A 23,213-nucleotide genomic window follows, 5' to 3' on the forward strand; every position below is an offset into this window, starting at 1 on the left:
CCTCATCTCAGCAGGAGCCGGCGGCGCAGGCGGTGCTTGAGCGGGGTGCTCCGCCGTACCGCGCGGTGGACCGCGTCGCTGTGCCGCCACGCCTGGTCGGCGGCGCCTGCCGCGGCCTCGTCCGGAGCGAAGCGCACGAAGTTGAACAGGTCGGCCAGCGGCCGGAGATGCTGCGAGAGGTCGGCCGGCTGCCGCGCGACCACCTCCTCGGCGGTCAGCGCCCGTTCCGCGCGCACACCGAGGTCGTCGCAGGTCTGCAGCCACGCCCCGAGCACCCGTTGCGCGGCGGGCGCGGGCGCGCGTCGCCGGCGGCGCCGCCACCACGGCACGAGCATCGCGACCAGCAGGTAGGCCAGCACGATCGCCGCGCCGAGTGCGGGCAGGAGCACCCACAGCGGCGGCCCGCCCGAGCCGCCCGGCTCCGCCTGCGACGCGCCGCGCCTGCCGTCCTTCGGCCGGTCGACCGTGCCCTGCGTGAACTCGCCCTCCAGTCGCTGGCTCTCCTCGATCGCCTGGGAGACCACGTCGTGGTCGTCCTTCGCGCCGCTCTTGCCGGGCGTGGGGTAGAACGGCCGCCAGCCGAGGCCCTCGAACTTGATCTCCGCCCAGGCGAGGACGTCGCCGGACTTGACCCGGTAGACCCCGTTCTCCGGCTGGCCGGGACGGAAGCCGACCACGACCCGCGCGGGCAGCCCGAGCGTCCGCGCCATCAGCGCGAAGGCCGAGGCGAACTGCTCGGAGGTGCCCCGGTGCGTGGTCTCCAGGAAGAACTCCAGGCTCTTCAGCGAGTGCCCGGGCGGCGCGGTCAGGTCGTAGCGGGCGTTCTCCCGCAGGTACTTCTGCAGCCGGTAGGCCTGCCGGATCGGCAGGTCGGCGCCCTTGGTCGCCTGCTGGGCCAGCTTGCGGAAGAGCTGCTCCTGCGGCCCCTTCGGGAAGGCCAGCAGCGCCGGGTCGGCGGCCGGGACCGCGTCGAGCAGCTCCTGGCGGCCGGGCTTGGCCACCCGCGAGACCACCTCGTAGCGGAACCCCTTGGCGGGCGGGGCGGCGGCCAGCAGCGACCCGCTCTCCGGGTCGGCGGCCAGGCCGGGCACCCCGTCCACCTCGCCGGGCCGTTCGGCCGCCGGGAGCCAGGTGCCGGGCAGGCCGTCCATGGTGATCGTCTGCCGGACCTCCTCGCCCGCCCCGGTCCACTCCCCCGCCGGGATCCGGCCGCCGGTCGGCTGGAAGCGCGCGCCCGTGGTCCAGCGCACCCCGTCGTAGCGGTCGAGTACGGCCAGCCGCCAGTTGAGCGGCTTGCCGGATCGGACGGTGAACAGCGGCCGGTCGGGGATCTGCAGCCAGGCGGAGATCCGGTCGAGCGGGCTGACGCTGTCCACCCGCGTCGGCGGCGGCAGCTCGGCGTGCGTCCTCGGGTTGTACGGCTCAGCCGCCCGCGGCAGCAACGGCCCCGCCGCGTAGGCCACCAGCGCGAGCACGGCCGCCACCGGGATCCCGGCGAGCAGCCACCCCACCGGCCGCTCGTCCCTGGACAGCGCCAGCGTCGCGGCGAGCGTCACCAGCGCGGCGGCCAGGGGCAGGTTCGAGCCGTCGCCGTCCACGCCCAGCAGCAGCGCCGCGCAGAAGGCGGCCAGCGGCGGCAGCGCCGGAGCCAGCCGGGCGCGGGTCCTGAGCTGGAGTTCGGCGGCGGCGGTGGCGGCCAGCCAGACCAACGTGTGCACCAGGATGAGCAGCCGGGGCTCGGGCTGGGCGGGCAGGAGCGTGGTCAGCAGGGCCTGCCAGGAGTCGGCCAGGTCGCGCGGCAGGGCCAGGGGCAGCCCGCGGTAGACGGCCGCGGCGGCGCCGAACCAGCCGAGGACGCTCACCAGCAGCGTTAGCCACAGCGGGCGGCGCGCGGTCAGCCCGGCCAGCAGGGGCGGGACCAGCGCGGCCGGGAGCACGACCGGCAGGAGGCCCCCGGCCGGGAAGACGCGGTGGAAGGCCCAGCCGGCGGTGCCGGCCAGCGCGGCGACCAGCACGAGGCCGGCGGCCACGCGCCACGTCCACGCGAACGACCCGGCCCGCTCAGGGGGCGTGGGGGCAGCTCTGCGGCTCATCGGCGTCCCCACTGGGCGGGCAGGTCGTCGAGCGTGCGCAGCGGCATGACCGTGACACCGGGCGCGCTGACCTGCTCCGGCCCGGTGTAGACGCAGATCACCCGGTCGAAGCTGCGCCGCAGCCCGGCCAGCCGCCCGGCCTCGGCGGCGTCCCCGGTGACCAGCACGAGCGAGCCGCCCCCGCGCGCCTGCCGTACCCGCAGGTCGGCCCCGGGGGTGGCGGCGACCACGGCGAGGCGGTCGAGCACGAGGTCGGCGTCGTTCTTGGTCTCGGCCAGCGGCCCGGCGGCGGTGAGCAGCCGCACCGGGAAGCCCGAGCGCGCGGCGGCGAGGGCCACGGAGGCGGCGGCGTCGACGGCCTCCTCGCTGAGCTCGCGGGTGTCGAGCACGACCGTGGTGGTCGGCAGGCTGGCGTCGATGAGTTGGCGGACCATGAGGGTGCCGGTGCGGGCGCTGGAGCGCCAGTGGACGTGCCGCAGGTCGTCGCCGACCACGTACTCGCGAAGCGTGTGGAAGGTCACCGTGCCGGCGGGCGCGTTGTCGCTGGTCGGGCCCTCCAGGTGGTGGGCGCGGCCGGACGGGGCCACCGGCAGCGCGATGGTGCGCGGCCGGACGAGCAGGGTGATCGCCTCGCCGTACTCGCGGACCCGGCGGGTCAGCCCGAGCGGGTCGGCGCGGACCAGCCGGAGCGGGCCGACCACGATCTCGCCGCGCCGGTCGGTGGGCAGCGGGTAGGAGACGGCCTTGAGCGTGTTGCGCGGCAGGCGCGGCAGGTCGACGGTGTGCTCGGTGTCGCCGAACCGGTCACGGGCGCGCAGGCCGGTCAGGCCGAACCGGCCCAGGTTGCGGATCTGCAGCACGGCGACCGCGGCCTCGCCGCGCGGCACCTTGAGCGGGGTGACCTCGCGGTGCACCTCCAGCTTGGCGCCGGGCGCGGTCCAGACGAGCGCGAACAGCAGCGCCAGCAGGCCGCCGGTGGCCAGCACGATCGGTTCGGGATGGCCGAGGGCCGCGCCGAGCCCGTAGAGGAGCACGGACCCGGCGAGCGTGCCCCAGCCGAGCGGGGTGAGCATCAGGCCGCCTGCGGGACCGGCACCCCGGCGAGGATCTCGCCCAGCACGTCGGCGGCGGTGCGGTCGCGCAGCTCGGCCTCCGGGGTGAGGATCAGCCGGTGCGCGAGCACCGGGACGGCCAGCGCCTTGACGTCCTCCGGGATGACGTAGTGCCGCCCGGCCGCCGCGGCCTTCACCCGCGAGGCGCGGAGCAACGCGAGGCTGGCGCGCGGGCTGGCGCCCAGGCGCAGGTTCGGGTTGCCGCGGGTCGAGGCGACGACGGCGACGATGTAGTCGAAGACCGGGTCGGCGACGTAGATGCGCGTGGCGAAGTCGATCATCATGGCCACGTCGCTCGCCCGGGCGACCACCGGGAGCTGGTCCACCAGCGGCCCCGACGGCATGCCCTTGAGCACCTCGACCTCGCTGACGTGGTCGGGATAGCCGACCGAGATCTTCATCAGGAAGCGGTCGAGCTGCGCCTCGGGCAGCGGGTAGGTGCCGTCCATGTCGACCGGGTTCTGGGTCGCCACGACCAGGAACGGGCGCGGCACCGGATGCGGCTCGGAGTCGACGGTCACCCGGCGCTCCTCCATGACCTCCAGCAACGCCGACTGGGTCTTGGGCGAGGCCCGGTTGATCTCGTCGCCGAGCACGATGTTGGCGAAGATCGGGCCCTGGTGGAACTCGAACTTCTGGTGCGCCTGGTTGAAGATGCTCACCCCGGTGATGTCGCTGGGCAGCAGGTCGGGGGTGAACTGCACGCGGCGGTAGAGCGCGTCCACGCTGGCCGCGAGGCTCCTGGCCAGGGTGGTCTTGCCGGTGCCCGGCACGTCCTCGACCAGCAGGTGGCCTTCGGCGAACAGGCAGATCAGGGCCAGCTCGACGGCCTCGTGCTTGCCGCGGATGATGCGCTCGATGTTCTGGGCCAGGAGCTGGAAACGCTGGGCGAACTGGCCGGCGAGGGTGGCGGGGTCGGGCTGCTGGTAGACCTGGGCGGTCTGCTCGCCGTACTGGGTGGTCACCTGAGCTCTCCTAATCCGTGCACTCGAACAGCGGGGCCGCGGGGAAGCCGCCCTTGGGCGTGCCGATGAGGGTGTCGCTGATGTAGCCGATGCCGCCGTTCCACTCGATCCGGTTCCAGATGTCGCTGCTGCGCCCGGACTGCGTCTCGTCGACCCGCCGGCCCTTGGACTGGCAGATGACGGTGAGGTTGATGTACTGCCCCTTCGGGATCTCACCGATCTTGCAGCTGCCGGTGGTGCAGGAGTTGATCAGCGTGTCGGTCTGGTCGTTGTACTCGTTGCGGTAGGACTGGCGCGGGTAGGCCAGGTCGGCGGTGGCGGTGGCGGCGTCGGGGCTCTCGCCCGCCTCGTTCTTCGCCTTCAGCTTGAACTCGTACTGCTTGTTGTTGGCCAGGTCGCCGACGCTGAAGGAGGTCTCCTTCAGCTCCTTGGACGCCGCGCCCGACAGCACGTAGGTGACGTTCTCCCCGGCGTTGGCCGGGGCCGACCAGCTCAGGTCGGCGCCGCGGTTCTTGGCCTTGGCCTGGAAACCGGCCGGGGCCCCGGGCGCCACGCAGGGCCGCGCCCCGGCGCTCGGCTCCGACTCGATCTCGCCGCCCTCCCAGTGCGCGACGACGGTGAAGCTGTATTCCTTGGCGCAGTCGCCGCCCTTGACCTCGAACTGGAACGGCCCGTCGGCGCCCACCTCGGACGGAGTGGCCCGGCCGTCGCCGCCCTTGAGGGTGTACCTGGTGACCTTGCCGCCGGTCGAGGGGCTGAAGCTGATGTCGATCCGGCCCGGCCCCGAGCGGGCGCTCACCGCGCCGGGCTTGCCGGGCGGGGTGGGCGTGGGCGTCGGGGACGGCGAGGGCGACTGCGACGGCGTGGGAGTCGGCGTCGGGGTCGGCGTGGGCGTGCCGGTCGGCGTGGAGGTCGGCGTCTGCGACGGCCGCTTCGGCTTCTTGGTCGGCTTCGCCTCCTCGCCGTCGTCGTCCTCGCGCGTCGGGTCCGGCCGGCCGGTCGGGTCCGGGTCCGGGTTGTCGCGCGTGGGGTCCGGCTTGGGGGTGGGCGTCGGCTTCGGGGTGTTCGTCGGGCCGGGGACGTCGGTGTCGTCCTTGTCCACCTGGTGCTTGCGGCCCTCCGGGTCGATCACCACCGCGCGGTCGCCGCGCTGGTCGTTGGCCCAGAGCAGGCCGTCCTTGACGAAGACCTCCAGCGGGCCGGGCCGCTCGGCGACCTGCAGCCGGCTGGGCGCGCCCTGCGCCGAGCTGTCCCAGACGATCAGGCCGCCGGTGCTCGCGTCCGGCACGTAGACCTTGCTGCCGAGCACCTGCGGGACGCCGAGGCGGGCCGGGTCGGCCGACTCCAGCTTGGTGCTGAGCACCGCGTTGGACTGGGTGTCGAGCACGACCAGCAGGCCGTCCGGGCCGGGCGCGAGGATGGGGACCAGGCCGCCCTCGGTGGCGGCCGGGGTCAGCACGCCGCCCTTGCCGGTGCGGGCGACCTCCTTCGGCAGGGTGATCTCGCCCGCGCCGCCGTCGGAACCGATGACGACGGCGCTGCTCGCCCGGGTGTTGACGATCACCGGCAGGCCGCCGGCGATGGTGACGGAGATCTCGTCGCCGGGCTCGCCGACCTTGACGGGACGCTCCGCCGTACCGGCCGAGACGGGCTGGACCTCGCCCTTGGCGGTGACCGGGACCCACAGCCGGCCGCCGCCGTCGAGGCGGGCGGCGCCGAGCGGGCCGGGCAGGCTCAGCGGCTCGCCGACGGAGTTGAGGGTCAGCGGGTCGATCTGCTGGACCCGTCCGGCCGGGTCGACGGCGTAGGCGTTCGGCCCGGCGAGCACGAGCTGCAGCCCGGCCGCACCGAAGTTGCGCGTCTGCGCGACGTCGAGCTGGCTCGGCTCGATGCGGCTGACGAAGCCGGTGGCCTCGTCGACCAGGAGCACGTTGCCGCCCTCCTGGACCACCCGCATGGCCTTGCCGCCCTTGACGTCGAGGTAGCCGTCCACCTCGCCGGACAGGCCGTTGACGTGCACGACCTTGCCTCTGACCTGGGTCCACAACCACGCGCCGACGTCGGCCAGCTTGGGGCTGGCGCTGGAGACGCCCACCCCGACGACCGCCGCCACCCCGACCAGCGCCGCGACCACGACCGTGGCGATCGTGGCGGTGGCTCTGTCACCTGTCCAAAAACTCTGGAGCCTGGCGAGCCCCATGTGTCCCTCACCCCGTCATTAATGCTGATAAATCCCCCGATTATCGGGGGACACCCTAGCGCGCTCTCATCCCGTCCGGCAGTTGTACGGCAGGCCGCTATGGTTTCCCTATCGCCTGGAGGCGCGTCCGCCGGGTGCGAGTCTCGCGGCCGGGCTTCCCGATCGGGTCAAGCGCGTCCGAGATTGTCGGAGCGAAGCCGTACCTTAGTGCGCGTGCCCGAGGAGCTGCTGACACTCGACTCCGCCCTGTCCGACGAGGCGGTGCTGTCGACCTATCGCCGGATGTTCGCCGCGCTCGCGCGAGACAGCGGCGCGGTGGTCGACGACCCCGCGCTCGTCGACATCGCCGAGACGCTCTTCGCCGCCTTCGCCGAGGCGGGCGAGGAGTGGCTGACCCACGAGCAGATGCGGCACGTGTGCCGTGCCTATCCGGCCGAGCAGTTCGAGAACCGGCTGCGCGTGCTCCGGGGCCTGGGCGCGGTCCGTGAGGTCTTCCCCAAGCCCAACCAGCTCCGCTACCGCGCCTCCTTCACCAGCGTCGTCGGCCTGATGTTCATCCGCCGCATGATGGACGACGGCGGCCAGTCCGAGATGCACCGGCTGCTGGCGCTGGAAGACCTCAACGTCGCCGACCCGCGCACCACCATGGAGGAGGCGCGCCAGTCGGCCGTCAACCTCACCCGCGCCTTCCGGCTGTGGGCGCTGGAGCTGATCACGCTGACCGGCGGCACCATCGAGGAACTGCGTGAGCAGGCGCCCAAGCTGTGGGGCACCGAGGAGATCGCGCAGCGCGCCCAGCGCCTGCACGGCACCATCCTGACCCGCTGGCCCGCGCTCGACCGCACCTGCACCGACCTGCGGGCGGCCATCTACGCCTACAGCGACGCCTCCCGGCGCGCGGCCGGGCGGCTGGCCGACTCGGCGGGCACCACGCGCAACCTCACCCTGCTGCCGACCGAGACCTGGCGGACCTTCGCGCAGACCGCCTCCCGCGCCGACCTGGCCGGGGTGCTCGACGGCTTCGTCTTCGACGCGCCCGCGCCGTGGCACGATCCAGCGGCGATCGCCCGCGCGGTCGACGAGTCGCCCCGGCCCGCGCCCGCCCACCCCACTCCCCCGCGCTCCACGCTGCCCGACCCCGGGCCCTCCTCCGAGCTGGCCGAGCCGCCGGGCGCCGAGCGGCTGGCCGCCGTCGCCGAGTCGCTGCTGGGTGACGCCTCGCGGGTTGACCTGGCCAATGTGGCCGGGGGCGACTGGGCTTCGGTGCGGCGGCTGCTGGCGGACCTGGTCTCCATCGACCTGCGTCCCGAGCTGCCTTACCGCCTGGTCTGGACCGACACCCTCACCATCGACGCCGGGCGGGAGCCCGCCTGGCTGACCCACGCCTTTCTGGAGCGGGCCTCATGACCTCCGCCCGCGCGCACGACGCGCGCCTTGCTCACGCCGCGGATGCCGCGCGCCTTGCTCATACCGCGGATGCCGCCCGTGCCGCACATGTCGCCATCCGTTCCGCCGGCCCGTTGCGGCTCGCCGCCGGGGCCCCTGCTCCGGCCGGGACGCTGCGGCTGTCGTATGCCGACACGACGGGGGTGGCGTTGAGTGTGTGGCCCGACGGGGCCACGCCGTCGATGCTGGAGGAGTTCCAGATCCCGCCGCTGCCGGTCGAGCGGGCCGGGGAGACTCGGCGGGTGCTGGCAGCCTGCCTGAAGTGTTGCTGGGCCGACCTGTCCGGCGACCCCTGGCCCGGTGTCACCGCCCCGGCCGAGCTCGTCCTCGACACCTACCGGGCCCTCATCGGGCGTACCGACGACCTCATGCGCAACTGGGCCGTGGGGGCCTTGCGGCGGCTGCACGACTCGGCGTGGATCGTCTTCACCGACGGCCTCGTCCGGTTGGGCCCGCGCTGCGCCACCTGGCCCGTCGAGTCCTTCGCCCAGCTCAAGGACCTCGTCCGTCGCCTCCCCGACCCACCCCGCACCACCCTCCCCATCACCCCGACCCCAGACCCCACCCCCACTTCTACTCCCGCCACTTCACCCACCTCCTCGACGCCGCCTTCGCCCCTCCCCGCCGCCCAGCCCGCTCCTTCCGCCCGCGCCTCGGCCACCGAGCAGGCCCCTCCCGGAGACCCGGACCCCCTCGGAAACCCGGACCCCCTCGGAAACCCGGACCCCCTCGGAAACCCGGACCCCGTCGGAGACCCGGTCCCCGTCGGCGATCCCGGCCCACCCACCGAGCCCGGCTCAGCCCGTAGCTCCACCTCGGCGGCCGACCCCGTCCTCCCCGGGGAGCCCGGCGCGGCCGGTGACCCCATTCCCAGGACCGGCGCGGTCCCCGCCGACCCGGTCCCCGCCGACTCCAGCTCGGCCACCCAGCCAGCCCTCTCCGACAGCTCCGCGCCGCCCGCCGAGCCCGGCTCAGCCCGCGACTCCGCCTCGGCGGCCGAACCCGTCCTCCCCGGGGACCCGAGCGCGGCCGGTGGGCCCACTCCCAGCAGCGGCTCGGTTCCCGCCGACCCCGTCCCCGCCGACCCGGTTCCCGCCGAGCCCGCCCCCTCTGACGGCCTCACCTCGGTCATCCCCTCCCCCATCACCGGAGACGGAGGGCTGGAGGTCCTCGCCGGGCGGGTCGAGGGTGGGGAGTCGGCGGGGTTCGACGACCTCCTGGAGGGTTACGACGAGCGGCACCGGGCCGAGCTGGTGGCCGCGTTCATGGCCGTGGAGCACGCCGCCGAACCCGTCCCCGAGGCCAGGTTCGCCGCCCTGCGGGACCCGGCCCTGCGCCGGGCCCTGACCGAGATGCTGGCCCGCCGCGGCCGGGTCCTGATCCAGCACCGCGAACGCTGGATCACCGGCTACGACGACGAGGCCGCCGGCCGGGCGGGCACCACGCTGGGCGAGGCCGAGCGTGCCGTACTGACCCTGGTGCTGATCCACTCGGTGGCCATCCCCCGAGCCGAGGGCGTGCTGCCGGAGGACACCTGGCTGTCCCCGCACCCCACCCCGGTGGAGGAGCTGCGCCGCCACACCCAGGTCCCGATCGGCGAGCTGGAGTCCGCCCTGCGCACGCTCCGGCACGCGGGACTGGTCGCCCAGGTGAAGGCGGGCGAGGAGGCGGGCGGCTACGTGCCGGGACCGCAGTTCCACCGGCTGACCCCGGCCGCCCGCCGCCGGCTGCAGGAGGAGCTCATCCTGGCCGCCGGCCCGCAGACACCGCTGGCGGCAGCCGTACGAGCACGAAGGACGGCCGAGTGACCACCACGCCCGGCACCGGAACCGCCACAAAGATCATCACGACCAGAGGGAGCAGCGTGTCGCAGGGGGAGAACGTCGTCGGTGACCGGGTGCTGATCGCGGTGCAGGCGGTCAACATCTCCCGGTTGTCCACCCACCCGGTGCCGACGGTGCCCGGCACGCTGATCGTCGTGGCGGGAGCGGGCCCGAAGGACTCCAACGGCGCGGGCAAGTCCTCCTTCATCGCCGCGATCACCGCGTTGCTGGGCGACGAGCAGTGGCGCTTCGCCTCGGGCGCGAAGGCCGTCTCCGAGCTGCTGTTCAACGCCGAGCTGGCCAGCGGCGCGGGGGCGCGGCAGTGGGCGAGCGCCGACCACGGCTACATCGTCGGCGTCTTCGGCCACGCCCAGCCGCTGCCCGAGCGGACGCGGGAGGAGCGGGCGGCCGAGGACGAGGACGCGCTGTTCGAGCAGCCGCAGTCCGACACGGTGACGGTCTGGCTCAAGGTCAACCAGGAGGCGCCCCACCTGGAGATCCGCTGGAAGGACGGCGTGCACCTGGCGTCGGCGGCCTCGGAGGCCGAGCGCGTGCTGCGCGCCGACGAGCTGTGGGCGTCGCTGCCGAAGTCGGCGGGCCGCCGCGACGTGGTCGCGCGCGACCTGACCAAGGTGCTGTACGGCGACCGCGTGCGCTGCGTGTCGTTCCTGTCCACCTCGGTGCGGAGCAAGGTGGCGACGAACCTGCTGTCGCAGCCGCTCAACGAGATCTCCCCCGAGCGGGTCTTCGAGGCCATCGCGGCGCTCACCGGCCTCGACGCCGAGCTGGAGCTCGAGCGCGAGGCCCGGCGCGACGAGCACGCCAAGCGGGTGCGGGCCGCCGAGGCGGCCGACCGGCTGGCGGAGTTCGAGGCCGAGTCGCGGGCGCTGGTGGCCACCTTCGACCGGCGTGACCAGGCTCGGGTACGGCTGGCCGAGGCGTTGCGCTGCTGGCGTGGACGGCAGACGCGGCGGCTGGCGGACGCGGCCGACCGGGACGAGCAGCTCGCCGCCGACCTGGCCCGGCACGAGGCCGCCCAGGAGTCGGCGGCCGAGGCGATCGCGCTGGTCAAGGCGGAGATCGCCACGCTCAAGGACGACAGCTTCGACCGGCGGCTGGTCGACGCCCGGCGGGAGCTGGCGGCGTTGCAGGCTCGGGCGGCCAAGCTGGAGTCCGATCGGGCGGTGGCGGAGAACTCCGCGGACGAGTTGCGGGGCTGGATCCCGGGGCTGGAGGAGACCCGGCGGCTGTCGGACGGCCGGGACGTCCCGGCTGCCGAGCGGGAGCTGGGTGAGGCGCGGCGGCGGCTGAACGAGTCGCTCAAGGGGCTGGGGGTCGCCGACCGTGAGGTCGCCTCGGCGCAGGCCGCTCTTGACGACGCCGAAGGCGGTCCGGCCGCGGCCCAGCTCAGCGCCTTGACCGCCGCCGGTCTCCCGGCCACCGGCCTGCTCGACGCCCTCGACGTCGCCGAACACGCCCGCGACGAGTCCACCGGCACCGCCCCCGACGCCGCGACCCTGGGTGGAGGCGTGAACGTGGGTGGAAGCGGGGGGCAGGGTGGAGGGGCTGCCCCGGGTGGAGGTGCGGCCCTGAGTGGGGGTGCGGCCCCGGCTGGAGGTGCGGCCCCGGGTGGGAGCGCGACCCTGGGTGGGGGCTCGTCGCTCGGTGGGGGGCTGGATCTCAAGGGGCTGCGGGGCTGGCCGACCGAGCATGCGGTGATCGTGGACGCCGCCGATCTGGAGCAGGCCGCCAAGGCCCTGGCCGATCTGCCGGGTTCGGTGCTGGTGAGTGCGGCCGGGGTGAGCGTGGTCGGCGCGTTCGGCGGGGTGGCGACCGGCCGAGAGGCCCGCATCAAGGCCGCCGAGCTCCGGCTCAACCGCGCCAAGGACGCCCAGGAACAGGCGGCGCTGGCCGTACGGCAGGCGGAGGAGGCGGTCGCCGAGGCCCAGCGCCGTCTGGAGGGCGCCAAGGCCGGGGTCCAGCTCGCCGACATCGAGCGACGGCTGGCCGAGCGCCGGGCCAGGCTGACGGAGCTGACCGAGGCCCTGATCGAGCTGGCCCCCCAGGTGGCGACGGCCGAGCAGGAGGCGAGCACGCTCGACTTCCGCGCCCGGACCCGCGACATGGAGATCGAACGCCTCGACGGCCGCCGCCAGCGGCACGAGGCCGACAAGCGCCAGGCGCACGACCAGGCCGCCCAGGTGAGCCGGGAACGCGAGGCGCTCAAGCTGGCCGAGCTGGTGCAGGACTGGGGCGGTTCGGTCGAGGGCGCCCGCGAGTGGATCGCCGCGTTGCCCGAGGAGGAGCGCCCGCGCAGCTCCGACGAGTGGTGGCGGATCGCCGAACGCCACTTCGACCAGGCCTTCCGCGACACCTTCGTGGAGGAGGAGGACGTCCCGGAGGAGCTGCGCTTCCTGATGGCCGAGCGGGCCGGCCGCTCCAGCCGCGAGCAGGCCACCTTCGCGGCGGTCTGCGGCTCGCTCGCCTCCTACCTGCGCGGCCAGGAGGAGTACGAGAAGCACCAGCGCCGCCAGATCGAGTCCCAGGTCAGCGGCCGGCAGCGTGACCTGGCGGCGGCGACCAAGGGGGCCGAGGAGGCGGCGCAGTCCACCGCGGTGCACCGCGCGGCGCTCACCGCGGCGATCAAGGCGAGGCTGGTGCGCGTGGCGGAGGAGTTCGAGAAGCTCGACACCTCCTACGGCGGTTACGGCGCGACGCTGGAGTTCCCGGTGCCGCCCGCCCCGGCCGATCCGGAGCAGCGCTGGCAGTGGCGGGTGACGCCGAAGTGGAAGCGGGGCGAGGGTCAGGGCTACGTGCCGTACAACCGGCGCGCGAACACCGCATTGATGGACGAGAAGGCGGTCAAGCTGGTCTGCGCGGCGGCGATCGCCTCCTCCGGCGGCGGCCACCTGTGCCTGGTGCTTGACGAGCTGGGCCGCAACCTCGGCAAGGAGCACCGGCGGGAGGCGGTCGCGCTGTTCCGCCGGATCGGCGAGACGTACGGGATCACCGTGATCGGCGCGCTCCAGGACGACATGGAGCCGTACGCGATCGACGCCTGCGGCCAGTACATCAAGCTGCGCCGCTCCAGCGACGCCATGCCGTACAACGAGCCGCCGGTGATCGTCGGTCACGACGAGCACGCCGAGCGGGTGCGGACTTTGGCCGCGTATGTGGAGAGGTCTTAACCAAGGCTGACATTAGCCGCGCCGCCGCCCGGGGAGATCTTGGTGGTGCAGGTATCCGAGGCGGAGGGCCACCGCGCCATCGCCCTCGCGCTGCGCGTCGGCGAGCTGCTGCTGGGCAGCGGCGAGGCGACCGAGCGGGTGGGCGGCGCGATGCGCCTCATCACGCACGCCTACGGCCTGCGCAACGTCGAGGTGGACGTCAACCTGTCGGCGCTCACCCTGTCGCAGGTGCCGGAGGACGGCCGCCCGGCGACCACGGCCGAGCGGCGGGTGCGGCGGCGGCAGCCCGACTACGACCGGCTGATCGCGGTGCACGATCTGGTGGGCGACATCACCGCCAAGGAGCTCACCCTGGCCGAGACCGCCGAGCGGCTGCGGGAGATCACCCGGCGGGTGCCCGTCTATCCGGGCTGGGTGGTGACCTGCGCGCTCGCGCTCATCGCGGCGTCGGCGGCGGTGCTCATCGGCGGCGGCGTCACGGTCGCGGCGGCGGCCTTCGTCGCGACCGTGCTCGGCGATCTGGCCAGCGCGTGGCTGTCCCGGCGCGGGGTGGCCGAGTTCTTCGGCCTGGCCCTGGCGGCGTCCTTCGGCGCGATCCTGGCGGTGCTGCTGATCTGGCAGGACGTCCGGGTCACCACCTCGGCCGTGGTGGTCGGCGCGGTCATCGCCCTGCTGCCCGGCCGGCCCCTGGTGGCGTGCGTGCAGGACGGCATCGCCGGGGAGTACGTCACGGCGACGGCGCGGCTGACCGAGATCGTCTTCATCGTCACCGCGGTCGTGTCCGGGATCGGCACCACGCTGGTCGTCGCGGTGAAGCTGGGCGTGCAGATCAGCGTGGAGAACGTGCCGACCGCGCCGCTCAGCCTGAACGCGCCGCAGCTCATCGGGGCGCTGGGGGTCAGCCTCACCTTCGCGGTGGCGTTGCTCGTGCCGCCCCGGCACCTGCTGGCCGGGGCGCTCGGCGGGCTGCTGATCTGGACGGTCTTCGTGCTGCTCCGCTCGACCGAGATCCCGGCGCTGCTGGCCACCTCGATCGCCTCCGCCGTGGTCGGGTTGATCGGCACGGCGTACGCGCGGCTGGTGAACGTGCCCGCGATGGTGTTCGTCATCCCGGCGATCGGGCCGCTGCTGCCGGGGACGGTGCTCTACCGGGGCATGCTGGAGCTCAGCCTGGGCGAGCTGTCCAACGGGACGTTGCACCTGATCGAGGCCATGTCCATCGCGTTGAGCCTGGGCGCCGGGGTCATCCTCGGCGGCGAGGTGCTGCGTGCCTTCCGCGGCCGTGACCTGGCCCGGCGCATCCGCCCGGCCTCGCGGCGGACGCGCGGCTACTGAGCCGCCGGTCAGGGGCCGGTGTAGACGGCGCGCGGGCGCAGCAGGGTGCGCCTGCCGTACTCCTCCATGGCGTGGGCGAGCCAGCCGGCGGTCCGGGCGACCGCGAAGATCGCCTCACCGGCGGCGGGGATCATGCCGGCGACGGTGGTGAGGGCGGCGAGCGCGAAGTCGATGTTCGCCGCGGGCAGGCGTCTCCTGACGGTTTCCTTGCGTACGGCAAGCGCCGCCTCGACGCGCGGATGGCCGGGGGCCGCCGCCTCGACCAGGGCGAGCAGGGCCTCACCGCGGGCGTCGCCGTGCTTGTAGACGGTGTGGCCGTAGCCGGGGATCCGCTCGCCGCGCCGCAACCGGTCGGCGATCAGGCGGGATGCCTGGGCGGGATCCTGGATCTCGTTGAGCAGGCGTTCAGCGCCGTAGGAGGCGCCGCCGTGCAACGGGCCGCTGAGCACCCCGAGGCCGGTGAGCACCACCGCGTACGGATCGGCCTTGGCGGAGGCGGCCACCCGGGCGGCCAGCGTCGAGGCGGCCAGTTCGTGGTCGGCCAGCAGGACCAGGGCGGTTTCCAGGGCTTTGAGCAGGGCGGGCTCGGGTTCGGCCGGGCAGAGCCGGGACCACAGGCGTTCGGCCACCGTGCCCCCGGCTAGCGTGGCGGGGGCTGCTTGCGGGAGGGCGTCGACGAGGCCGGAGATGAGGCGGGCGCCGGTGGCGGCGACCGAGGCGGGGTCGAGGTGGAAGCGCAGGGTGTCGGTCGCGCCGAGGACGGTGGTGATCACCTGGAGGTTCTCCAGCGGCGACAGGCCGCCGGGCAGGGCGCGGCGAGCTGCGGCGACCCCGTCGGGGTCGCTGGCCCACGCGTCCGGTTGCCCGGGTTCGCCGGGAAGCGGGGGCAGGCCGCCCCAGAGCCATTCGGCGACGGTCTCGAAGCTCTCCTCCCGGGCGAGCTCGATCGCGTCCCGGCCCCGGTAGTACGGCCGGTCCGCCCCGAGCCGAGTGATCCTGGACTCGATCACCAGCTCGGACGCGCCCGGTGGACGCCGCGGACGCCCCTTCCGGGCCAGTTCCTCCACCTCTGCGGCGTCGAATAGGCTCCGCCGCCCGTCCTCCCCGTGCCGCCGCCGCAGCACCCCGCGGCTGACGTACGCGTACAGCGTCGCCTGCTTGATCCCCAGCCGCTCAGCGGCCGCCGCCGCGTCGATCAACTCCATGATAGTTGACTATAATCAACATTGATCCACGTTGAGAAGCCGTGCCACGGTGGATCCATGCCGCGAATCCATTTCCTCGACGTCACCAACCGCGACGGCGTCCAGACCGCCCGCACCGGCCTGTCCAAGTTCGGCAAGACGATGGTGAACTTCTACCTGGCCAGACTGGGCGTCGCGCAGTCGGAGATCGGCTTCCCCTTCCTCTTCCACGAGGCGCCCTACGTGCGCGCCCAGGTGGCGCTGGCCGAGGCGGGTGCGCTGGGCGAGCTGCGGCTGTCCGGCTGGTGCCGGGGGGTGGCCCAGGACGTGGAGAAGGCGCTGCCTCTGGGGTTGAAGCACTACAACCTGTCCATCTCGACCTCCGACTACATGATCCAGAACAAGTTCAAGGGCCGCCTCGACCGGGCGGCGATCATCAGGGAGATGACCGCCGCCGTCCGCGCCGCGCGTTCGGGCGGGGCCGAGACGGTCGGGGTCAACGCCGAGGACGGCTCCCGCACCGACGACGGCTTCCTGCTGGAGTTCGCCCTGGCCGCGAAGGAGGCGGGCGCGGACCGGGTGCGCTACTGCGACACCATCGGCGGGGAGACGCCCGACCACATCCGCGAGCGCTTCGCCAAGCTGGCCGCCGCGACGGCGATGCCGATCGAGACGCACTGCCACAACGACCTGGGCATGGCGGTGGCGAACTCGGTCTCCGGCGCGCTCGGCGACCTCGACGCGGGGCAGGACGCGTGGATCAACACCTGCGTCAACGGCATCGGCGAACGGGCGGGCAACGCCGACCTGCTCTCCACGATCCTGGCCTTCCGGCACGGGTTCGGGCTGGAGGGTGGCGCGGAGATCGGGGACGCGCTCGACCTGTCCTGGGCCAGGCGGTTCGCGCTCTGGGCGAGTTACGCCTTCGGGCAGGCTCTGCCGTACCACCAGGTGGGCGTGGGGGTGAACGCGTTCGCCCACGAATCGGGCATTCACGCGGACGGGGCGTTGAAGGACCACGGCAACTACGAGCTGTTCGACGAGGCCACGCTCGGGCCGTTCCCTTCCGATTGGCATGCGCAGCGGGGGCGGGTGGTGCTGACCGGGGAGTACGGGGGGAAGGCGGGGTTCCGGCATGTCATGGACGGGCTCGGGGTGGAGGTGGTGGAGGAGGAGCTGGCTTTCCAGCTCGTCCAGCTCTGCAATGCGATGACCGGGAAGCCGCTGACGGACGACGAGCTACGACTTATCGCGACGTATCCGCACGAGCTGGCGCTGCTCTTCCCCGGCCAGACCGCTTAGCCCCACCCCTTGTCCGGTCAGGCGCCCTGGGAGAGGAGGGCCCGCTGCTGGGGCCGGGCGGGGAGAGCGAGGAGGCAGCCGAGGCTGAGCAGCGCCGACACCCCGACATACCCGCCTACCGCACCCACTCCGAGCCCGGCCCCCTGCAAGAGCGTCGCCACGATCGGCGGCACGGCCCCGCCGAGCACCCCGCCCAGGCTGTACGCCAGCGCCGCCCCGCTGTACCGGTACTCGGGCCGGAACAACTCCGGCAGATACGCCCCCATCGGCCCGTAAACCACCCCCATGATCGCCAACGCCCCGACCATCGCCACCCCGAGGTCGAGCCCGGAGAACATCGCCGGCCCCCACCCGGCCGCCGCGACGGTGCCGATCACCAGGGTCCGCCGCCGCCCGATCCGATCGGACGCCAGCGCGCCGAGCACCGTGGTGACCCCCATGACGACCACGCCCGCGATCGACCACCCGAGCATGACCGGCCGCGGCACGCCCAGCACCTTGGTCCCGTAAGCCAGGCAGTACGTCGTCGCGAGATAGAACAACGTGTAGGCGATCACCATCGCCCCGGCGCCGAGCGCCACCGTCCGCCCCTGCTCCCGCAGCAGCGCCCGGACCGGGACCCGATGCACCTGCCGCACCTCCCGGAAGGCCGGGGTCTCGGCCAGCCCGACCCGCACGTGCAACCCGACCGCCACGAGCACGATGCTCGCCAGGAACAACCACCGCCAGTTCTCCACCCCCGCGACCAGGAACGCGCCGTTCGCTAGCACGAACCCGACGGACGGCCCGAGCTGCGGAAACACCGCATACCGCCCCCGAAGGTGCGCCGGCGCGTGCTCGACCGCCAGCAACGCCGCCCCGCCCCACTCCCCGCCGAGCCCGACCCCCTGCGCGAACCGCAACACCACCAGCAGCAGCGGCGCCAGCACCCCGATCGACGCGTACCCCGGCAGCAGGCCGATCGCCACCGTGGACAGCCCCATCAGGAGCAACGACCCGACCAAGGTCGCCTTCCGCCCGACCCGATCACCCCAGTGCCCGAACAGCACCGCGCCGAGCGGCCGCGCGACGAAGGCCACCGCGAAGGTCGAGAAGGCCGCCAGGGTCCCCGCCAGCGGATCGAGACCGGGGAAGAAGACGGCGTCGAACACCAGCGCCGCGGCAGTGCCGTACAGGAAGAAGTCGTAGAACTCGATCGCGGTCCCGGCCAGGCTCGCGAACGCCACCTTGCTGACGTGCTTCAACCGACCCCTCGCTCACTCTCGGCGATGACCTCATCACCCAGAGCATCGCGCGAGCGGCTACGGCACCGCCACCGAAAGCGTCGAACCGGCGCGCGTCTTCGCCACCTTGAGCTGGGCCGGGATCCGGCTGCGCAGCTCGCCCACGTGGCTGACGATGCCCACCGCCCGGCCGCCGTCGCGCAGGCCGTCGAGGATGTCGAGCACGCCGTCGAGGGTGTCCTCGTCGAGCGTGCCGAAACCCTCGTCCACGAACAGCGTGCCGATCTCCGCCCCGCCCGACTCCGCCGCGACCACGTCGGCCAGGCCGAGCGCGAGCGCCAGCGAGGTGATGAAGCTCTCGCCGCCGGACAACGTCGCCGGGTCGCGATCGACGCCGGTCCAGCCGTCGGCCACCCGCAGCCCCAGGCCGCCCCCCGCCCGGCTTCGCGCACCGGCGGTCTTCCGCAGGTCGTGCTGGAGCTGGTAGCGCCCGCCGGACATGTGGTCGAGCCGCTCGTTGGCGGCGTCGACCACCTGGCGCAGCCGCTCGCCGAGCACGAACGACGACAGGCTCATGCTCCACTGGTTGTCGCTGGAGGTGCCGCTGGCCAGGGCCGCCATCCGCTCGGCCAGCCGGTGCCGCTCCGCCGCCGGACGCCACCTCGCCAGGCAGGCGGCCAGCTCCTCGTGCAACTGGGCCAGCCGGCGTTCGCGGGCCACGGCCTGGTCGTGGGCCGAGACCAGGGCCGTGTGCTCGGCCTCCGCCTCGGCGAGGGACTCGGCCAGCGCGTCCAGGTCCGGCGCCGGTCGGGCCGCCGCGGCGACCAGCTCCGGGTCGGCCAGGGCCTGCGTCACCGCGGCGTGCTGTGCGTCCAGTTCGCGGAGCCGTTCGGCCTTGGCCTCCCGCTCGGCCGGGGTGCGGGCCGCTTCCTCGGCGTCCTCCGCGCTCGGGAAGCCGGCGTTCCTGGCCGCGGCTTCGGCGGCTTGTACGGCTTTGCCGTACTCCTCCGCCGCGGTCGCGGCCACCGTCGTCGCTTCCAGGGCCTCGTGGAGCAGCTCGGCCTCGTCCGCCAGCCTGGACAGCCGGGCGGTCAGCGTCGCGTCGGCCCCTCTCGCCTCGTCGAGCCGGGTGGTGAGCCGGGCGGCGTCCGTGCCCAGTTCTTCCCGTCTCGTACGGCCGGCCGCCAGACGGGCGGCGATGCGCTTGGACTCCTCCTCGCCCTGCGCCCGTTCCGCCCGCAACCGCTCCACCTCCGCGGCCAGCCCCTGCTCCCGCGCCGCCGACCGCCGCAACCCAGCCACCTCGGCCTGCGCCGCCGCCAGCATCCGCAGCCCTGCCCGCGGGTCTCCTGGGCGGCCGGTGTCGGACGGCTCTCCCTGGGACACGGGCCGATTGAGGGGTGCGGGCCCGTCTTGGAGCGCGGGCCCGCCATGGGATCCGCTCTGGGACGTGGACCCAGCGCGCCCCGCCCACTCAGCAGCCCCGTCGTCGGCGGAACCACCCGCATGCGGCGCGTCCGGCCCGGCGTGCCCCTCGCCCAGGGGCAGGGAGGGAAAGTCGCCCGCGACCAGCCCGTCAACCCGCTGGGCGGCCGAGTCCCCCGCATCCAACGAGGCCGTGTGGGGATCCCCGGGACGCACGCCCATCGCACGGGCCACCTGGGGATGCTCGGAGTGCTCGCTCACCGCCGATGAAGCGGTGCGGGCGAGGAGGCGGGTGCGTTCGGCGTGGAGCTGGGTGCGGTGGGTGCGGTGGGCGGCGAGGGCTTCGCCCACCTCGCGCGCCTGCTCCCGCACCCGTTCGCGGGCAGCCTCGACCCGGTCGAGCTCGGACTGCAGTCCCGGCTCCAGTTCGGCCACCGATTCGAGCCGGGCCAGCTCCTCCTGCGCCGCGTCCAAAGCAGCGGCCGCAGCGGGCAGGTCGAGACCGCCGGCCGCCTCGGTGGCGTCGGTGAGGCGGGATTCCAGGGTGGCGACCAGCAACTCGGCCGCTTCCCGCTCAGCAAGGGCGGACTCGTGGGCCGCCTCCGCCGCGCGCTCGTCCTCGGCGGACGGAGCACTGGGCGCGGGGGCCGCCGGACTGGGGTGGTCGGCCGACCCGCAGACCGCGCACGGGGCGCCCTCGGCCAGGTCGCGGGCCAGTTCGGCGGCCATGCCCTCCAGCCGGGCCTGCCGGATGTCCAGCCAGCGTTCGCGGGAGGCCTGGGCGTGGTCGACGAGTGCCTGCAGCGTGGCGGTGGCCGCCTGCAGGTCCGCCGCCAACTGGTCCCGGCGGTGGGCCGCGTCGAGGGCCGCGCTTGCGGCGGCGGCCGTGGCACGGGCGGCGGGTACGGCTGCCGCCTCGGCCCGGATCTCGGCCAGGCGGGCGCTCAGCTCCCCGTGCCGGGCCGGCAGGTCGGCCTCCAGTGCGGCGACCTCGGCCTCGCGCTGGGTCAGGGTTTCGAGCTCGTCGTCCAGGGTGGCCAGCTCGCGTTCGACACCGATCAGGTCGCGCGCCGCCGCCACCGCCGCTTCTGCGGCCGGGATGCGGGCGGCGTCGAGCCTGGCGGCGGCCAGCGCCTGTTCGGCGGTGGCGAGCTGGGCGGGGAGGGCGGCCAGGCGGGCGGCGGTGGCCTCGTCGGCCTGGGCCAGGGCGACCAGCTCGGCCTCGACGTTGGCCAGATCCCGCCGCACCACCGACAGCCGGGCCTCCTCGGTGAGCAACTCCGACAGCCGCGCGATCTCGCTCCGCCGGCCTCGCTCCAGCTCGGACAGCCGGGCGATCTCGCTTGCTCCGTCGCTTTGCGGGTGGGTGGGCTCGGAGGTGAGCGGGGGGCGGGCGGGGGCGACAGCGTCTCTGGCGGAGGTGAGGAGGGGGTGGGCGCGGGTGAGGGCGTCGGTGGCGAGGGTTCGGGTCTTGGCCAGAGCCTCGGCGCGGTGGCGGGCGGCGGTGAGCAGGGGCATGACGCGGTCGGCCCGTGCGGCCTCGTCGAGGATGGCGGCCAGGTCGGCCCGCTCGTCGGCCCGTTCGTCCAGGGTGCGGCGGAGGGTCAGGGCGTCGGCGTGGCGGCGCTGCCGGTCGGCCAGGGCGGTGGCCTGGTCGAGGGCGGCGCGTGCCGTACGCAGGGTTCGGGTGGCAGCGGCGGAGCGGTCGGCGAGTTGAGCGGCGACCGCAGCCGCCGCCACCCGCAGTGCCCCGGAACGGGCCAGTTCCTCGGCACCGGGCCCGGTTCCGGCTGCACCGACCAGCCCCGCTTCACCCGCCGGACCTGCTCCACCCACCGGACCTGGACCCGGCAAGCCATCCGGACCAGCCGCGCCGTCTGCAGGGGCCGGGCCTTCCACGGGAGCCGGGCCGGAAGGAGGGGCGGCGGTGGGGTGGAACGGGGCGGAGGTGTGGGGCGGGGCAGGGGGGAGGGTGGGAGGCGGGGCGGGGCTGAGGGAGTCGGAAGCGGCGGTGGTGAGGGAGCGGAGGAGGGCTTCGCCGGCGGCCTCGTCGATGCGCTGGACGGCGAAGTCCACCTGCTGGCGCAGCTCCTGCTGGGCCCGGCCCAGGGTGCGGCGTTCCTCGGCCAGCCAGGCCTCCGCCTGGGTGAAGACCTTGACGGTGAACAGCCGCTCCAGCAGCCGGCGCCGGTCCTCCCCGTCAGCGCGCAGGAAGCGGGCGAAGTCGCCCTGCGGGAGCATGGCGACCTGGCAGAACTGGTCGGCGTTCATCCCGAGCAGCCCGCCGATGAGGTCGCCGGCCTCGTCGGCGCGGGTGGTGAGGCCGGTCCAGGCACCCCCCGTGTGCTCGGAGAGGATGACCTTGGCCTTCTCCTCGGTGAAGCCGGTGCCGCGGAGCTTGGGGCGTTGCCAGGCGGGGGAACGTTCGACACGCAGGCGGCGCCCGCGGATGGTGACCTCCAGGCGGACGGAGGGGCCGGCGCCGGGCGGGGCGTGGTCGCAGCGCAGGGAGCGGGCGCTGTTGCGCTGGCCGGGTACCTGGCCGTAGAGGGCGTAGCAGAGCCCGTCGAGGACGGTCGTCTTGCCGGCGCCGGTGGGACCGTGGACGAGGAAGAGGCCGGCTTCGGTGAGCGCGTCGAAGTCGACGCTCTCGCTGCCGGGAAAGGAGCCGAAGGCGGTCAGGGTGAGCAGGTGGGGCCGCATCTAGGCCAGCGCCTCCTTGAGCCGGGAAGCCTCGATGGCCGCGCGCAGCAGCTCCTCCTCGTCGCCCGAAGCGGCCTCGCCGCGCACCTCGCGGACGAAGTCGAGGGCGACCTCGGCCTCGGGCCGGCCGGCCAGCCGCGGGGCGGGCACGGCGGCGGCGCCGCCCTCGGGGTCGAAGGAGAGGGCGAGCGTGTGCGGGAAGCGAACGCGCAGCCGGTCCATCGCCGCCTTGGGCCGGACGGGGTCGGTGAGCACGATCTGCAGCCAGTGGTCCTCGTAACGCGCCAGGTCGGGCCGGTCGAGCAGGTCGTCGAGCAGCCCGCGCAACCGGCCGACGGGCCGGGGCACGGGGGCGGGCACGAAGTCGGCCCGCTGCACCGAGTCGGAGAGCTCCACGAGCCAGGAGCCTTTCACGTGCCCGGCCTCGGAGAAGGAATACGCCAGAGGTGACCCGGAATAACGCACGGTGTCCGACATCTGCTGCCGCCCGTGCAGGTGCCCCAGCGCCACGTACGTGACCCCGTCGAAGGCCGACACGGGCACGTGCGCCACCCCGCCCACGCTGATGTCGCGTTCGCTGTCGCTGGCCTCTCCCCCGGTGACGAAGGCGTGCGCCAGCACGACCGACGGGCCGCCCCGCCGGGCGAGATCGGCCCGGATCCGGTCCATGGCGTGACCCAGAGCCGCGCCGTGGGTGCGGGAGTCGAGCTCCCAGGGTCCGCGCACCAGCTCGGGCTCCAGGTAGGGGATGCCGTAGAAGGCGACCTCGTCGATCACCACCGGCTCCCAGGCCAGCTCGGGGTCGGTGCGCAGGTGCACGCCGGCGGCGTCGATGAGCGAGGCGCCGAAGCCGAGCCGCCGCGCGGAGTCGTGGTTGCCGCTGATCATGACGACCCGCACCCGGGCCGCGACCAGCCGCGCGAGGGCCTCGTTGCACAACGCGACCGCGTCGACCGGGGGCAGCGCGCGGTCGTAGACGTCGCCGGAGACTGCCACCACGTCCACCCGCTCCGCCCGGACCACCTCGACCAGGTGGTCGACGAAGGCCGCCTGCGCCTCGATCAGGCTCTCCCGGTGGAAGGAGCGACCGAGGTGCCAGTCGGAGGTGTGCAGGACGCGCATGTCCCAGGAAGCTAACAGGTCTCACCGACAAATGACGTCCCAGTGGGCGACGCGCCGGGAGTAGCCTTGAAGATCAGCGGGCAAACCAACGC

Annotated in this window: 13 protein-coding genes; 5 read left to right on the plus strand and 8 right to left on the minus strand. The window is 74.1% G+C overall.

The annotated features are described in order from the left end of the window. Positions 1–2: 2 nt before the first annotated feature. The 4 genes from ACIBG7_RS21545 to ACIBG7_RS21560 are packed head-to-tail and all read right to left on the minus strand — an operon-like array spanning position 3 to position 6,370. Entirely contained in the window at positions 3–2,093 is a 2,091-nt protein-coding gene (locus tag ACIBG7_RS21545; protein WP_397337358.1) for a DUF3488 and transglutaminase-like domain-containing protein, read from the minus strand. Then, the gene (locus ACIBG7_RS21550; protein ID WP_397337359.1) at positions 2,090–3,166 is read right to left on the minus strand and encodes a DUF58 domain-containing protein; all 1,077 of its coding nucleotides are present in this window, start codon (positions 3,164–3,166) and stop codon (positions 2,090–2,092) included. The genes ACIBG7_RS21545 and ACIBG7_RS21550 overlap by 4 nt, the downstream gene beginning before the upstream one ends. After that, a complete protein-coding gene (locus ACIBG7_RS21555; RefSeq protein ID WP_357920641.1) occupies positions 3,166–4,170 on the minus strand; it encodes a MoxR family ATPase in 1,005 nt (334 codons plus the stop codon). The genes ACIBG7_RS21550 and ACIBG7_RS21555 overlap by 1 nt, the downstream gene beginning before the upstream one ends. A 10-nt stretch (positions 4,171–4,180) precedes the next feature. Then, entirely contained in the window at positions 4,181–6,370 is a 2,190-nt protein-coding gene (locus ACIBG7_RS21560; protein ID WP_397337360.1) for a hypothetical protein, read from the minus strand. A 213-nt stretch (positions 6,371–6,583) separates the two neighbouring features. Between ACIBG7_RS21560 and ACIBG7_RS21565 the strand changes: the two genes are divergently transcribed. Genes ACIBG7_RS21565 through ACIBG7_RS21580 form a run of 4 tightly spaced genes read left to right on the plus strand, consistent with a single transcriptional unit; the run spans position 6,584 to position 14,162 of the window. After that, complete coding sequence (locus tag ACIBG7_RS21565; RefSeq protein ID WP_397337361.1) at positions 6,584–7,777, plus strand: hypothetical protein; 1,194 nt, start codon at positions 6,584–6,586, stop codon at positions 7,775–7,777. Continuing rightward, positions 7,774–9,624 carry a hypothetical protein gene (locus tag ACIBG7_RS21570; RefSeq protein ID WP_397337362.1) on the plus strand — a complete coding sequence of 617 codons (1,851 nt, stop codon included), beginning with the start codon at positions 7,774–7,776 and terminating at the stop codon, positions 9,622–9,624. Before ACIBG7_RS21565 ends, ACIBG7_RS21570 begins: the two co-directional genes overlap by 4 nt. Beyond that, positions 9,621–12,827: a chromosome partitioning protein ParA gene (locus tag ACIBG7_RS21575; RefSeq protein ID WP_397337364.1), complete on the plus strand. Its 3,207-nt coding sequence runs from the start codon at positions 9,621–9,623 to the stop codon at positions 12,825–12,827. The genes ACIBG7_RS21570 and ACIBG7_RS21575 overlap by 4 nt, the downstream gene beginning before the upstream one ends. Before the next feature lie 42 nt (positions 12,828–12,869). After that, complete coding sequence (locus tag ACIBG7_RS21580) at positions 12,870–14,162, plus strand: threonine/serine exporter family protein (protein WP_357920653.1); 1,293 nt, start codon at positions 12,870–12,872, stop codon at positions 14,160–14,162. A gap of 8 nt (positions 14,163–14,170) precedes the next feature. On the opposite strand, the gene ACIBG7_RS21585 is transcribed toward ACIBG7_RS21580, so the two are convergent. Then, entirely contained in the window at positions 14,171–15,367 is a 1,197-nt protein-coding gene (locus ACIBG7_RS21585) for a citrate/2-methylcitrate synthase (protein WP_397337366.1), read from the minus strand. Between the two features lie 57 nt (positions 15,368–15,424). Here ACIBG7_RS21585 and ACIBG7_RS21590 point away from each other — a divergent pair, with 57 nt between their 5' ends. After that, on the plus strand, positions 15,425–16,648 hold the full coding sequence (locus tag ACIBG7_RS21590) for a LeuA family protein (RefSeq protein ID WP_397337368.1): 1,224 nt from the start codon (positions 15,425–15,427) through the stop codon (positions 16,646–16,648). A gap of 17 nt (positions 16,649–16,665) precedes the next feature. Here ACIBG7_RS21590 and ACIBG7_RS21595 read toward each other — a convergent pair whose 3' ends face one another. The 3 genes from ACIBG7_RS21595 to ACIBG7_RS21605 are packed head-to-tail and all read right to left on the minus strand — an operon-like array spanning position 16,666 to position 23,121. Beyond that, entirely contained in the window at positions 16,666–17,892 is a 1,227-nt protein-coding gene (locus ACIBG7_RS21595; RefSeq protein ID WP_397337369.1) for an MFS transporter, read from the minus strand. 57 nt (positions 17,893–17,949) lie between these two features. Next, entirely contained in the window at positions 17,950–21,999 is a 4,050-nt protein-coding gene (locus ACIBG7_RS21600) for an AAA family ATPase (RefSeq protein WP_397337370.1), read from the minus strand. After that, complete coding sequence (locus ACIBG7_RS21605; RefSeq protein ID WP_397337371.1) at positions 22,000–23,121, minus strand: exonuclease SbcCD subunit D; 1,122 nt, start codon at positions 23,119–23,121, stop codon at positions 22,000–22,002. Positions 23,122–23,213: the final 92 nt, after the last annotated feature.

Source organism: Nonomuraea sp. NPDC050328 (assembly GCF_044459405.1).
GTDB lineage: Bacteria > Actinomycetota > Actinomycetes > Streptosporangiales > Streptosporangiaceae > Nonomuraea.

Bases quoted from the DNA above. Each gene is read 5' to 3' on its own strand.
- ACIBG7_RS21545 (WP_397337358.1), bottom strand. From the start codon at position 2,093: ATGAGCCGCAGAGCTGCCCCCACGCCCCCTGAGCGGGCCGGGTCGTTC.
- ACIBG7_RS21600 (WP_397337370.1), bottom strand. From the start codon at position 21,999: ATGCGGCCCCACCTGCTCACCCTGACCGCCTTCGGCTCCTTTCCCGGC.
- ACIBG7_RS21585 (WP_397337366.1), bottom strand. From the start codon at position 15,367: ATGGAGTTGATCGACGCGGCGGCGGCCGCTGAGCGGCTGGGGATCAAG.
- ACIBG7_RS21605 (WP_397337371.1), bottom strand. From the start codon at position 23,121: ATGCGCGTCCTGCACACCTCCGACTGGCACCTCGGTCGCTCCTTCCAC.
- ACIBG7_RS21570 (WP_397337362.1), top strand. From the start codon at position 7,774: ATGACCTCCGCCCGCGCGCACGACGCGCGCCTTGCTCACGCCGCGGAT.
- ACIBG7_RS21550 (WP_397337359.1), bottom strand. From the start codon at position 3,166: ATGCTCACCCCGCTCGGCTGGGGCACGCTCGCCGGGTCCGTGCTCCTC.
- ACIBG7_RS21560 (WP_397337360.1), bottom strand. From the start codon at position 6,370: ATGGGGCTCGCCAGGCTCCAGAGTTTTTGGACAGGTGACAGAGCCACC.
- ACIBG7_RS21590 (WP_397337368.1), top strand. From the start codon at position 15,425: ATGCCGCGAATCCATTTCCTCGACGTCACCAACCGCGACGGCGTCCAG.